Annotated in this window: 8 protein-coding genes; 3 read left to right on the forward strand and 5 right to left on the reverse strand. The window is 67.5% G+C overall.

Annotated elements, in window-relative coordinates; genetic code table 11:
* Nucleotides 1-60 precede the first annotated feature (60 nt).
* Together ACE191_RS03825 and hemF are read right to left on the reverse strand one after the other, a co-directional pair.
* Nucleotides 61-651 carry a phosphatase PAP2 family protein gene (locus tag ACE191_RS03825; RefSeq protein WP_400190859.1) on the reverse strand — a complete coding sequence of 197 codons (591 nt, stop codon included), beginning with the start codon at nt 649-651 and terminating at the stop codon, nt 61-63.
* Nucleotides 644-1,588 (reverse strand): oxygen-dependent coproporphyrinogen oxidase, encoded by a 945-nt coding sequence (hemF, locus tag ACE191_RS03830; RefSeq protein WP_400192295.1) that lies wholly within the window; start codon nt 1,586-1,588, stop codon nt 644-646. The genes ACE191_RS03825 and hemF overlap by 8 nt, the downstream gene beginning before the upstream one ends.
* A gap of 629 nt (nt 1,589-2,217) precedes the next feature.
* Here hemF and ACE191_RS03835 point away from each other — a divergent pair.
* A complete protein-coding gene (locus ACE191_RS03835) occupies nt 2,218-3,639 on the forward strand; it encodes a Glu/Leu/Phe/Val dehydrogenase (protein WP_400190860.1) in 1,422 nt (473 codons plus the stop codon).
* Nucleotides 3,640-3,742: 103 nt separating this feature from the next.
* On the opposite strand, the gene ACE191_RS03840 is transcribed toward ACE191_RS03835, so the two are convergent.
* Nucleotides 3,743-5,065, reverse strand: a complete 1,323-nt coding sequence (locus ACE191_RS03840; RefSeq protein WP_400190861.1) for a DUF2254 domain-containing protein — start codon at nt 5,063-5,065, stop codon at nt 3,743-3,745.
* A gap of 385 nt (nt 5,066-5,450) precedes the next feature.
* The gene (locus ACE191_RS03845; protein WP_400190862.1) at nt 5,451-7,310 is read right to left on the reverse strand and encodes a gliding motility-associated C-terminal domain-containing protein; all 1,860 of its coding nucleotides are present in this window, start codon (nt 7,308-7,310) and stop codon (nt 5,451-5,453) included.
* 160 nt (nt 7,311-7,470) lie between these two features.
* Here ACE191_RS03845 and ACE191_RS03850 point away from each other — a divergent pair, with 160 nt between their 5' ends.
* Nucleotides 7,471-9,579: a thiamine pyrophosphate-dependent enzyme gene (locus ACE191_RS03850; protein ID WP_400190863.1), complete on the forward strand. Its 2,109-nt coding sequence runs from the start codon at nt 7,471-7,473 to the stop codon at nt 9,577-9,579.
* Nucleotides 9,580-9,710: 131 nt separating this feature from the next.
* On the opposite strand, the gene ACE191_RS03855 is transcribed toward ACE191_RS03850, so the two are convergent.
* Complete coding sequence (locus ACE191_RS03855) at nt 9,711-12,302, reverse strand: BamA/TamA family outer membrane protein (protein ID WP_400190864.1); 2,592 nt, start codon at nt 12,300-12,302, stop codon at nt 9,711-9,713.
* 11 nt (nt 12,303-12,313) lie between these two features.
* Between ACE191_RS03855 and ACE191_RS03860 the strand changes: the two genes are divergently transcribed.
* Entirely contained in the window at nt 12,314-13,063 is a 750-nt protein-coding gene (locus ACE191_RS03860) for a TrmH family RNA methyltransferase (RefSeq protein WP_400190865.1), read from the forward strand.
* Nucleotides 13,064-13,149: the final 86 nt, after the last annotated feature.

Below are 13,149 nucleotides of genomic sequence, written 5' to 3' on the forward strand. Positions count from 1 at the left end.
GTATAAACCTGTCACCTGTCACCTGTCACCTGTCACCTGTCACCTGTCACCTGTCACCTGTCACCTGTCACCTGTCACCTGATGCCCCGGCCACCAGCGAGCTTCGCCGCGGCGGTAAAGCCAGTAGCAGAACCACGCCAGCAGGGCCCCCAGGGTGGTGCCGGCCAGCACGTCGCTGGTGTAGTGGGCGGCCAGGTAGATGCGGCTGTAGCTCACCAGGGCGGCCCACACCAGTACCAGCGTCTTCACGGGCCAGAAGCGGCGCGGCAGCACCAGGCACAGGAACACGGCCAGGGAAAAGGCGTTGGCCGCGTGCGAGGAAATGAAGCCGAACTTGCCGCCGCAGCCGTTCACCAGGTTCAGCGTTTCCGACAGGTCGGGGTCGTGGCAGGGGCGCAGACGGGCGAAGAAGGGCTTAAAAAAGCGGCTCGAAATGGAGTCGGCCAGGGCCACGCACAAGCCCAGCAGGGGAATGATGAGGTAGGCCCGCCGGCCGAAATAATAGGCCAGGGCAATGACCATGACCAGGTAGGCCGGAAACCACACGAAGCGGTCGGACATGAATATCATGAACCGGTCGAGGGCGGGGGTAGCCGAGCTATTGGCCGCTACCAGCAGCCATCGGTCGAGTTCCTGCAGGCGTTCAATCAAGCGAATTGGGGGAATTTTCCGCCCAATTTACGCCCTTTTTCAGCCACTGCTGAGTTTGTGCCTCGGCCGAGCCGGGGGCGGGCTGCACGTTGTAGTGCCACTCGCAGCGCGGGGGCAAACTCATCAGGATGCTTTCGGTGCGGCCGCCGGTTTCCAGCCCGAACTTGGTGCCGCGGTCGAAGGCCAAGTTGAACTCGGCGTAGCGGGCGCGGCGCTGCATCTGCCAGGCTACTTCGGCCTCGCCATAGGGCAGCTCGGCGTTGCGGCGCATCAGCTCGCAGTAGGTGCGGCCGTACACTTCGCCCACGTCCTGGATGAAGGCAAACAGCTCTTCGCGCGAGCCGTCCTTGCCCACCACCAGGCGGTCGAAGAAGATGCCGCCCACGCCGCGGGTTTCCTGGCGGTGGGGCAGGAAGAAATACTCGTCGGCCCAGTCCTTGAAGCGCGGGTAGTAGCTGGGGTGGTGGCGCTGGCACACCTGCTCGATCTGGCCGTGAAACCAGCGGGCCTGCTGCTCGTCCACGTAAATGGGCGTCAGGTCGAGGCCACCGCCAAACCAGGCCTCGCCGTTGCCGGCCTCGAAGTAGCGCACGTTCATGTGCGAAATGGGCACGCGGGGGCTGCGCGGGTGCTGCACTACGGATACGCCGGTGGCGAAGTAGCGCGGGTCGGGCATGAGCAGGTGCTGGGCGGCGCGCTCGTCCATCTGGCCCCACACGGCCGAGAAGTTCACCCCGCCCTTCTCCAGGATGCGCCCGTTCTGAATTACGCGCGACTCGCCGCCGCCGCCCGAGTGGTGCTGCCAAAGGTCGGCGGCGAAGGTGGCGCCGCCGTCGGTGGTTTGCAGCTCGGTGTAGAGCCACTGCTGGAACTGGCGCATCCACTGCTCTACCTGCTGGCGGAAGGGTTGGAGCTGGGTGTCGGTATCGGTCGTCATGTCGGGGGTGAAGGCGGGGGAGAGAAGCGGGGTGCTCATGGGGCAGAAAGGGGCTGAGTGATGGGGCGAAATTCGCCCGGCCCGGCCCACCAAAACCTGACTGTCGTCAGTCCGCCGCCTGTTTTTAGTCAGCGCAAAGGTGGGGATTTTGCCCGAAGCCGGGGACTCAGTAGCGTTTCTGGCAGCACCCGCTGCGGTCCGCCCTCCCGCGCCGGGCACCTCACGACTTTTGCGCGAACTGAAAAAATCGTGAGGTAGCCCGTGACCTCACAACTTTTGCGCCGACTGAAAAAGTCGTTAGGTAGCCCGTGACCTAACGACTTTCGCACGGACTGAAAAAGTCGTTAGGTGCCCGTGACCTCACGACTTTTCCTACCTCAGAAAAACCTGTGAGGTCGGGCCAGGGGCGCCCGGGCAGCAGGCGGGCCGCCGGAAGCTGCCTGGCGGCCGCCCCGGCGACAACGCCCGCAATTCTCGGCCGTTCGGCCGGCCGGCGGCGCGGTCAGGTGGGCCTGGTTTTCGGGCCCGGCCCGGCGCCGGCTCCCGAGCCCCGGACGGCAGCGGCGGAGCAACAGTGGCGCCGGATTCGCCGTTAGCTCTCCCATAGCTGCACCTTTAACTGCCTTGCCATGAGCCAGCCAACCCAGGGAAAAGACTTTTACGCCAGCGTGCTGCAGTTCTACGACCAGGCCGCCCGCCACTCCAAGCTCGACCCGGGCATCCTAGCGCAGATCAAGGCCTGCAACAGCATTTACAAGGTCAACTTCCCGGTGGAGGTCGACGGGCAGATTCAGGTGTTCGAGGGCATCCGGGTGCAGCACAGCCACCACAAGCTGCCCAGCAAGGGCGGCATTCGCTACAGCATCCACGTCGACGAAGACGAGGTGAAGGCCCTGGCGACGCTGATGACGTTTAAGTGCGCCCTGGTCGACGTGCCCTTCGGCGGGGCCAAGGGCGGGGTGAAAATCAACCCCCGCACCAGCTCGGTGCAGACCCTGGAGCGCGTCACGCGGCGCTACGCCAGCGAGCTGATCAAGAAAAACCTCATCGGCCCGGGCATGGACGTGCCGGCCCCGGACTACGGCACCGGCAGCCGCGAAATGGCCTGGATTGCCGATACCTACCTGGCCTTTAAGTTCGGCGACACCAATGCCCTGGGCTGCGTCACGGGCAAGCCCGTGGGCCAGGGCGGCATCCGCGGCCGCACCGAGGCCACCGGCCTGGGCGTGTTCTTCGGGCTGCGCGAGCTGTTTGCCGACGCGGAGCTGCTCCAGCCGCTGGGGCTCAGCAGCGGCCTGGCCGGCAAGCGCGTCATCGTGCAGGGCCTGGGCAACGTGGGCTACCACGCCGCGCACTTTCTGCAGCAGGAAGGCGCCCTGATTACGGGCATTGCTGAGCGCGAGGGCGGCATCTTCGCCGCCGACGGCCTCGACGTGGAAGCCGTGGTCAGGCACCGCACCGAGAGCGGCTCCATCCTGCACTATCCCGGCGCCGAAAGCATAACCGACTCGGCCCAGCTGCTGGAGTACGACTGCGACGTGCTGCTGCCGGCTGCCCTGGAAAACCAGATTCACGAAGGCAACGCGGCCCGGATCCGGGCCAAGGTAGTGGCGGAGGGCGCCAACGGCCCCGTCACCCAGGGGGCCGAGCAGGTGCTGCTGGCGCGCGGCATCGTGGTGCTACCCGACCTGTACCTGAACGCCGGCGGCGTGACGGTGTCGTACTTCGAGTGGCTGAAAAACCTCTCCAACGTGCGCTTCGGGCGCATGGGCAAGCGGGCGGAGGAAGCTTCCCTGCGGCGCCTGGTCAGCACCATCGAGCAAACCACCGGCAAGAGCATCAGCGCCCAGGAGCGGGAGCTGATTGTGCGCGGCGCCGACGAAATCAGCCTGGTGCGCTCGGGCCTGGAAGACACCATGATTGGGGCCTACCACGAGATTCGCACGGTCATGCGCCAGGTGCCGGGCATCCAGGACCTGCGCACCGCCGCCTTTTACGCCGCCATCGAGAAGGTCGGCGTCAGCTACCAGGCGCTGGGTATTTTCCCGTAGGGCTGTGCGCGCCGTCTGCTTCAACTGGGCCCAATAAGTAGTACGCAATGAAGAATGAGCGCGGGCGAATCAACGGTGGGCAGGGCGGAAACAATCCGTTGCCTTAGCGCAGCTGCGGCAGCAGCTTGCCCAGCCGCTCGCGTACCTGGGCGCGCTCGTATTCGGTGGCCAGGGTACGCTCGGCGGCTTCTGCCACCAGCTCGGCCTGCTGGCGCAGCGCCAGCAGGCGCGGCGGGTCCTGGGTGCGCTGGGCGATGGTAGCCAGGGCCGTGAGCAGGCGCAGGTACACGGCCGCGTTGCCGGCGGCACTGCTGCGCACCTGGTCGAAAGCCGTGGCCACAAACTGCTCGAAAGAGGGGCGTACGGCCACCACGCGCACCTGGTCGGCGTCGGCGCGTAAGGGCCCGGCCAGGTGGCGGTCGGCCAGCTGCGCGAGCAGGGCGCCGAGGTGGTCGACGCCAATGATGGCGGTAGTGGTGTCGTTGACGCCCGGCGAGAGGGCCTTGAGGGCAATGTCGACAATCTGGCGCAGGCCAAAACCCGCGTCCTGCTCGATGGTGCGCTGGCTGCCGAGGCTGAACAGGCTGTTGGCCTGGCGGATCAGCTCATCCGTGACCCGCGCCGCGCCCGGCCCGTAGCGCGCCACCGACACCAGCGCCGCCCCGCGGGCCACGAAGCCCCCGATGCCGTGCTCCATGCGCACGACGCCCGGCAGCGTACGGGCCAGCGCCAGCAGCCCGGCTTCGTCCACGCTTTGCACGTAGCCGGTGGCCCGGGCCGGCACCGGCTGCCAGCTGAGCTGACCGGCTTGGCGCAGCAGCTCCCGGGCGTCGGCCGCGTCGGCCGGCTGGCCCAGCCGGTCGGGAAACAGGCGGCGGATGGCGGCTTCGGTTTCTTCGGTGGCGTTGCGCACGATGTTGGCCGCCTGAATGGAGGAAGCCATGTGGTGGATAAAGAAGATCAGCACCCCGATGCTGACCAGGGCCAGCACCAGGCCCATGCCCACGGCCAGCGACGGAATAAAGCGCCCTTCGTCGCCGCCCCGGATGGTGCGCAGCACGATCAGGCAGTAAACGAAGATGCTGACGAAGAACCCCAGCACGAGCTGGTTGGCCCGGTCGCGCATGAAGTTGCGCAGCACCCGCGGCGTGTACTGGCTCGATACCTGCGCCAGGGTGCTCAGGGTCAAGGAAAAGATCAGGCCGGCCACCGTCACCATGGAGCCCGCAATGGCCGTGAGCATGCCCCGGGCACCGTCGGCGCCGGCGCCGAACAGCAAGGGGTAGTCCGGCAGCCAGTCGTGCGGCACGCGGGCATCGAGCAGCACCAGGCCGAACGCCAGCAGGATGGCGCCGGCCACCATCAGCGTCGGCACAAACCACAGGCTGGCGTTCAGGTTCTGCCACAGCGCGCGAAAACGATTCATGCCTAGGGCTACTCCGCAATGGCCCGTTGGGTTCGGTTTGCCCCGCGGCAGCCGGGGAGCCGGTCGGGCCCCAACAGCGCGGCAGCGGCTTTGGGCGGCGGGCTGGGTTGCGGAAAAACCGCGGCCTGAAATCATCTGCCAGTAGCCGGCACCGGCCGGGCTCACCCGGCACAGCCTCATGGGCTGAGTTGCCCGGCCGGTGCCGGCCCGCTGCGGGCACGGGCGGCCGGCGGCGCGCCGGCACGGAGCCGGCTGCTGTAGCGGTTGCGCGAGCAGAATCCACCTGTAGTCAAGCCCGGGCACCGGCACGTATTCGCCGTTCGTGGAACGGCGGTAGTTACCCTTCGAACCGGGCCTCCACGCGGTCTGGGCGGCTGCCGCCCAATCAGCGCATCACTTCCACGAAGCCGCGCAGGCGCTGGCCCGACTGGGCGTGGGTGAGCAGGTAGTAGTAGGGGCCGCTGGGCAGGCCGGCGGCGTTCCAGCGGTTGTCGTAGCGCTCTTGGCGGTACACCAGGCGGCCCCAGCGGTTGTACACCTGCAGGTGCCAGGTGTTCAGCGGCAGGTCAATCAGGCGGAACACCTCGTTGGCCGGGTCGCCGTTGGGCGTAATGACGTTGGGAATAAAGCAGGGCGTGTACTCGACCGTATCGGTGCGCTGACAGCCCTGATAGTTGCGCAACTCAACCCAGTATTTGCCCGGCCGCGTCACTTGCAGCATAGTGCCCGCCGAGCCGTCGGACCAGCGCACGGTGGTGCCCACGGGCTGCTCGGCGAGCTTGAGCAGGGCCGTGGGCTGGCACAGGGCCTGGGGGCCGGGGGGCAGCCCCGTAGTGGGCAGCGGCGAGATGACCACGTAGCGCCGGTGCCGGTAGTTCTGGCCCCGCACCCGGGTCGAGAGGGTCACCACGAAGGTGCCGGCCGTGGGGTAATGCCGCGTGGTGCTGGTGGCCTGCACCGAGTCGGTTGCGCCGGTGGCCGGGTCGAGGAAGGTCCAGGTGAGCGGCTCGGTGTCGCCGGGTACCTCGTAGGGGCGGAACTCCACGGTGGCGCCGGCGCAGGCCGTCTCCACCATGTAGTCGAGGGCCGGCGGCTGCGGGCGCACGATGTTCTGCAGGGCCCAGGCGTTGTTGCCGCCGGGGTTGGGCACGCCCATCACCCGCAGGTTCACGTCGGGGGCCTGGCGGTTGGGCCGGTCAATCACGCCCAGGTGGGGCGTGGGCGAGGAGTAGATGCGGCCGTCGGGCCCCAGCGCCAGGTGCGCCTCGAACGGCAGCTCGCCCACCAGCTGGCGCGAGGCCACGATGGCGGCCGGAGAGCCGGCCGTGAGGTCGTACTGCTGCAGCGTGGGCCGGGCTACCGGGCCCAGGAAGGTCTGCTGCTGGTAGAGCTTGGTGCCGTCGGGCGAAAACTCCACATCGGTATTTTTCCAGGTGCTGCTGACGGGGCACAGCACCTGCTGGTTGCTGAACTGGCCGGTATTGCCGTCGAAGTCGAACAGCTCCAGGGGTGCGGAAATGGCGCCGCAGCGGGCCAGGCGGCGGCCGTCGGGCGAAAACTTCATGGTACTCAGCCGGGTGGCGGGCGTGCCCACGGGGCTGATGACCGGCGCGGGGCTGATGCCGGCCGCCGTCACCAGGAAGCTGTAGAAGGCGTCGGTATCCTGGCCGTGCACCACCACCCACACGTCGCGGCGGTTGGGGTGCTGCATGCCAGCCAGGCCTTCGGTGACGATGTTGGCGAGCGTGGGCGTGGGCAGGCGCACGTTGCGCACCGCCGTTACGCCGCCCCGGCCGCCGCGCAAGGTCAGGTCCACCTCGGTGTAGGTGAGGCCCCGCGCGAAGTTGTTGGACTGCACGTCGGTGGTGAACACGTAGTAGATCGACGCGCTGCCGGGCTTTTTCACGATGAGCACGCCCTGGCTGGAGGAGTCGTCGCCGTAGAGCACGCTCTGGGCACCGTCGCAGCTGGCGCAGGCGTTGGTCATGGGCTGGTGCTGCCGGTCCCAGATGGTGGTGCCGTTGGTGTAGAATAGCAGCTGGCCGCGCTCGTCGGAAATGGTGGCGGTACTCTCGAATGCGCTGGTGGCGGAGCGGGCAAACACCGGCCCCGCGGGCTCAAAGGCGAGGCCCAGCAGAAAGCTGAACGTCCAGTGGTTGTTTTCGCCCTGGGCGCGGGCGGGGCGGCCGCCGGTCAGCAGCAGAAAAAAGGCAAGCAAACGAAGCAGCGCGTAACGGTGGGGCATCGGAGCGGAGCGGGTGGAAAAACAATAGTACTACCGGCCGCGCGGGACTGTAGCGCGGAGGGGGAGCAGGGCCGAAACGGCGGCGCCCGGTAATCATTGTGGCCGGTCAATCTGCCGGGGATGCCGTAAATTCGGCCCTTCGCCACCCCGTTCCCCGTCGATGCAAGCCTCCACTGCCCTGGAAACCCCCGAAACCGACTTTATTCCCGCCACCCAGCCCGACCGCGCCACCTTGCTGCGGGCTTACCGGCTGATGCAGACCTCGGCCGAAATGGCCCGGCTCTACGAAGAAAACAAGGCCGTGACGGCCAAGTACGTGCACGCTTCGGCCCGCGGCCACGAGGCCATTCAGCTGGCTGCCGCCTTCCAGCTGCGTGAAACTGACTACTGCGCCCCCTACTACCGCGACGACGCCTTTATGCTGGGCCTGGGCCTGACGCCCTACGAGCTGATGCTGCAGCTCATGGCCAAGCGCGACGACCCCTTCTCGGGCGGGCGCACCTACTACTCGCACCCCTCGCTGCGCCGCCCGGGTATTCCCGTCATTCCGCACCAGAGCTCGGCCACCGGCATGCAGGCCATTCCGGCCACCGGCATGGCCCACGGCGTGAAATACCTCGAAAGCCAGGGCGTGCTGCCCGCCGCCGCGCAGCAACCCGTGGTGCTGTGCTCCATCGGCGACGGGGCCATGACCGAGGGCGAAGTGGCCGAGGCCCTGCAAATGGCGGTGCTGCACCAGCTGCCCATCATTTACCTGGTGCAGGACAACGAGTGGGGCATTTCGGCCACCGGCCGTGAGATGCGCGCCATGGACGCCTACGAGTTTGCGGCCGGCTTCAAGGGCCTGCACCGCCTGCAGTGCGACGGCGCCGACTTCGTGGACAGCTTTGCCACCATGACGGCGGCTACCGAGTACGTGCGCCGGCGCCGCGGCCCGGTGCTGGTGCACGCCAAGTGTCCGCTGCTGGGCCACCACACCAGCGGCGTGCGCCGCGAGTGGTACCGCGGCGACAACCTCACCGAGCACCAGCAAAACGACCCGCTGCCGCGCTTTCACCAGCAGCTGCTCACTGAGGGCTTCGCCGAAGGCGAGCTGGGCTACCTGGCCGCGCAGGCCCGCACCACGGTAGAAGAAGACTACCAGCGGGCCCTGGCCGCGCCCAACCCCGACCCGGCCACCTTCGCCGACCACGAGTTTGCCCCGGCTACCGTAACCGAGGAAGCCGGCGAGCGGGCCCCGCAGGGCGCCGACAAGGCCATCATGGTCGACGCGGCCCTGCACGCGGTGGACGACATTCTGCGCGAATTCCCCGAGGCCCTGTTCTACGGCCAGGACGTGGGCGGCGAGCTGGGCGGCGTGTTCCGCGAGGCCGCGCTGCTGGCCAAGAAGTACGGCGACGCCCGGGTGTTCAACACGCCCATCCAGGAAGCCTACATCGTGGGCTCAACCGCGGGCATGAGCGCGGTGGGCGCTAAGGCCATTGTCGAAATCCAGTTTGCCGACTACATCTGGCCGGCCCTGAACCAGCTGGTGGAAGAGCTGAGCAAGTCCTGTTACCTGTCGATGGGCAAGTTCCCGGTGCAGAGCCTGATCCGCGTGCCCATCGGGGCCTACGGCGGGGGCGGGCCCTACCACTCGGGCTCCATCGAAAGCACCCTGCTCACCATCCGCGGTATCAAGGTGGTGTACCCTTCCAACGCCGCCGACATGAAGGGGCTGATGCGCGCCGCCTTCCTCGACCCCAACCCGGTGGTGATGCTCGAGCACAAGGGCATTTACTGGAGCAAGGTGCCTGGCACCGAAGACGCCAAAACCGTGGAGCCGGCCGCCGGCTACGTCATTCCGCTGGGCAAGGCCAACGTGGTGCAGGAGGCTTTGGCCGAAAAGCTGCGCCAGGGCGACACCTGCGTGGTAATCACCTACGGCATGGGCGTGTACTGGACCAAAACCGCCAGCAAGCAGCTGCCCGGGCAGGTCGAAATTCTGGATTTGCGCACCCTCAATCCGCTCGACTGGGAAGCCGTGGAAGCGGCCGCCAAGCGCCACGGCAAGGTGCTGGTGCTCACCGAGGAGCCGCTGATGAACTCCTTCGCCGAAAGCCTGGCCGGCCGCATTCAGCGCCACTGCTTCCAGCAGCTCGACGCGCCGGTGTTTACCCTGGGTGCCGCCAACCTGCCCGCCATTGCCCTGAACGTGGAGCTGGAGCGGCAGATGCTGCCCTCCGCCGATAAGGTGCTCACGGCCCTGCAGGAGCTGCTCGGCTATTAAGTGCGGAAATGCGGAGGGTTGTTTTCGCCCCTCATCGTAGCCAGGTCAACAACGAGAAAGGCCCCGGTAACCGTCGTTACCGGGGCCTTTTGCTGCCAGTGCGTCAGCACAGCAAACTCACCACCTCACCGCTAGAAGGGGTAGCCGATGCCCACGTTCAGGGCCGGGGTGTTGAGCCAGGGCTTCTGGGAATCGGTGAAGAAGGCGAAGCGGCGCAGCGCCCAGCGGTCCTGGGGCAGGGCGGTGGGGTCGTACACTTTCAGGGCCAGGTCGAGGCGCACGATCAGGAAGGTGAAGTCGAAGCGCAGGCCCGCGCCCGAGCCCACGGCAAACTCGCGGTAGAAGCGCCGCGGGCTGAAGCTGGAGGTACCGTTGGTGTAGCCCGAGGCGTCGCGGCGGCTTTCCTGCAGGGTCCATACGTTGCCGAAGTCGGTGAACAGCGCCCCGTTGATGTAGTCGTAGATGGGAAAGCGGTACTCCACGCTGCCTTCCAGCAGCAGGTTGCCCGGCTGCTCGGCGGTTTCGTTGCGCCGCGGCAAGCCCCGGCTGTCGAGGCGCAGAATGCCGGCCGAGTCGAGCAGGGTGGGAAACGAGCCCGCCCCGAGGCGGCGGGGGCGCCAGGCCCGCACGCTCGAGCCACCGCCGGCAAAGAAGTACTTGTCGTAGGGCAGCACGTAGCTGTTGCTCACCTGCTCGCCGCTGGCGCCGTAGTAGGCGGTTTTCGACAAGGCCTGCACCCAGCCGCCGTTCAGGCGCCACACCAGAAACTGCCGGGCCGTGAGCTTGTGGTAGCGGCGGAAGTCGGCGCTCAGGCGGGCGTAGTTGAGCACCACCAGGTTGCCCATCTGGGCTTCGGCGCGGCTGCCGGGGCTGGTGTAGGCCTGGCGGAAGGGCCCGCCCAGCTCGGCAAACAAACGCAGGTACTTCGCGTCGAGGGTCTGGGTGAAGTCGTTGGAGTTGTAGAGCGAGCTGGCGTTGATGCTGGGCACCAGCAGGCGGTCGAAGGAGCGCAGCAGGGCCTGGGAATTGCTCTGGCTCAGCAGCAACTCGCGGAAGCGCTGCTGCAGGCGCGGGGTGTTCACCAAACTCAGGTTCAGCGGCGTGAGCACGAACTGGTGAAAGGCGCTGCGCTGCCAGATGTAGTCGTAGGTGCCCTCGAGGGTGGTGCGCGCGTACTCGGGGCGGTTCACGTAGGTGTAGCTGGCCGAGATGCGCGTGCGCGGACTGTAGCGGGTAAACAGGCGGTTGCTGCGCCAGGGCAGCAGAAACTGCGGCAAGGTGAGGTTGGCATTGGCCCCGAGCTGGGTGGTGTAGGTCGACTCGATGCGGTTGCCGCCGGGCGAGTCGTCGACCAGCCCGAACTGGCCCTCGATGCCGGCGCGCAGGCCGATGTCGAGGATTTCGGCCCCACCGAAGGCGTTGCGCACCCGCAGGCGGAAGTTGCCGAAGGGACCGGGCAGCCCGGCCACGTAGGTGCCGCCCAGCTCGCTGGTTTCCTGGTACTTTTTCAGCGGCGAGGTGCTCACCACCGCGTCCAGAATGGCGGCCGTGGTGTCAGTGGGGTTGCGCACTTTCTGGTAGCTCACGCCTGTGAAGCGGAACACGTCGAGCTCGGCCAGCTGGCGCTGGGTCAGAATGGAGTTGCTCAGGCTGTAGGTCTGGCCGGGGCGCACCACCAGCTTGCGGTCCAGAATGCGGGTGCTGAAGCGGTGGTCGTAGGCCAGGTAGTCGACGCCGTTGCGGCGCACCGTGTCGCGCTGCACGCCGAAGCGGTTCACGCCCGCGTCGGTAATCACCGTCACGTTGCGCACGGTGTAGGCGCGGTGGGCGGCCAGCTCGGGCGGGTTTTCCACCAGCACCAGCAGGCGCACCGAGTAGGGCGCGAAGCTGGTGTCGGCTTCCAGGGTGATGTACTGCTGGCGGAAGTCGTAGTAGCCGCGGTTCTTGAGCAGGGTTTCCAGCCGGGTCCGCTCACGGCCAATCAGCTCCTCGTCGTAGGGCAAGCCCACGCGCAGCAGCGCCTGGCTGGTGTCGGCCCGCACGATGGCGGCCACGGCCGAGTCGGCAATGTCGTAGCTGAGCTGGCTGATGTGAAAGCGCGGGCCTTCCTGCACGCGGTAAGTCACGGCCACGCGGCGGCAGCCCAGCGAGTCGCGCGCCGGCCCGCCAAACAGCCCGCGCGGGCAGTCGGTGGTGTCGGCGGCGGCCACGCGGGCGCGGAAAAAGCCCTTGGCCCGCAGGAAGATGCCGATCTGCCCGGCCGTGACGCGGGTCAGCGCCGAGTCGTAGATAACCGGCGGGTCGCCCAGGCGCATGATGGCGTTGCCCTTGTCGAGGGCGGCCTGCAGGCGCTGGGTGCGCCGCTCGCGCTTCTGCAGCAGCCGCCCCACCGCCACCGAGTCGGTGCCGGCAGCCTGAATACGGCGGCTGAACTCGGTGCGGGTGGTGTCGAGCTTCTGCTGCAGGCGCTCGGGATTGTAGAAGGTGTAGCCGAGGTTGTAAATTGCCAGCTTGGGCAGCGGAAAGTTGTCGTTGGGCCGCTGGCGAAACAGGGTCTGCAGCTGCTCCTCGTCGGCCTGCTGCACGCCCCGCAGCTGCACGTCGGTGAGCAGGCGCTGGCGCGGCCCCAGCAGCCGCAGCGGCGAGCAGGCCACCGTGGTCAGCAGCACTCCCAGGGCCAGGCCCTTCAGCAGCCGCCCGGCCGCGCCCTTACGCTCACTCATTACCGAAACAGATGGTTTCAAAAGCCGTTGCGAAATACGTGCAGTCGCTGCACCAAAAAAAATACCGGCAGCGCCACGGCGCCTTTCTGGTGGAAGGGGCCAAGAACGTGCGGGAGCTGCTAAGTTCTGCACTTACGGTGGAACGCGTGCTGTATACGGCCGGGTTTGCCGCCGCCGCCGACGGTTTGGCCCTGCCGGCCGGGCTGCCCGCCGATGAGGTGAGCTCCGACGAGCTGACCCGCCTGGGCACCCTGCAAACCAACGACGCGGCGCTGGCCGTCGTGCGCATCCCCGACGAGCAGCCGCTGCCGACGCCCTCCGGGGAGCTGCTGCTGGCCCTCGACCAGGTGCGCGACCCCGGCAACGTGGGCACCCTCATCCGCCTGGCCGACTGGTACGGACTGGCCGGCGTGCTGTTGTCGGAATCCTGCGCCGATGCCTGGAACGCCAAGACGGTGGCCGCCACCATGGGCTCTTTTACGCGGGTGCCGGTGTGGCAGCGGCCGCTGCCCGAGTGGCTGGCCGCGCTGCCCGCCCAAGTCCCGGTGTTCGGGGCCGACCTGCACGGCGACAACGTGCACCGGCAGCGGCTGCGGCCCGCGGGCGTGCTGGTGATGGGCAGCGAGTCGCACGGCCTCACGCCCGAGGTAGAGGCCCACCTGACCCAGCGCCTGCACATTCCCGGCCGCGGCGGCGCCGAAAGCTTGAACGTGGCCATTTCCGCCGCCATCCTGCTCGATAACTTTTTCCGCCACGAGTAGCGGGCAAGGAGGACCAACCGTTGTCCTTTCCGTCGCCCCGAAGCGGGCGGAAACGAAACAGGCTGACCGTTTGCGCGGTCAGCCTG

It is taken from the genome of Hymenobacter sp. B81, from assembly GCF_044628455.1.
Classification (GTDB): Bacteria; Bacteroidota; Bacteroidia; order Cytophagales; family Hymenobacteraceae; genus Solirubrum.

Excerpts from the sequence above, each read along its gene's own strand:
- ACE191_RS03840 (WP_400190861.1), bottom strand. The coding sequence starts at position 5,065 with ATGAATCGTTTTCGCGCGCTGTGGCAGAACCTGAACGCCAGCCTGTGG.
- ACE191_RS03860 (WP_400190865.1), top strand. The coding sequence starts at position 12,314 with ATGGTTTCAAAAGCCGTTGCGAAATACGTGCAGTCGCTGCACCAAAAA.
- ACE191_RS03835 (WP_400190860.1), top strand. The coding sequence starts at position 2,218 with ATGAGCCAGCCAACCCAGGGAAAAGACTTTTACGCCAGCGTGCTGCAG.
- ACE191_RS03855 (WP_400190864.1), bottom strand. The coding sequence starts at position 12,302 with ATGAGTGAGCGTAAGGGCGCGGCCGGGCGGCTGCTGAAGGGCCTGGCC.
- hemF (WP_400192295.1), bottom strand. The coding sequence starts at position 1,588 with ATGACGACCGATACCGACACCCAGCTCCAACCCTTCCGCCAGCAGGTA.
- ACE191_RS03845 (WP_400190862.1), bottom strand. The coding sequence starts at position 7,310 with ATGCCCCACCGTTACGCGCTGCTTCGTTTGCTTGCCTTTTTTCTGCTG.
- ACE191_RS03850 (WP_400190863.1), top strand. The coding sequence starts at position 7,471 with ATGCAAGCCTCCACTGCCCTGGAAACCCCCGAAACCGACTTTATTCCC.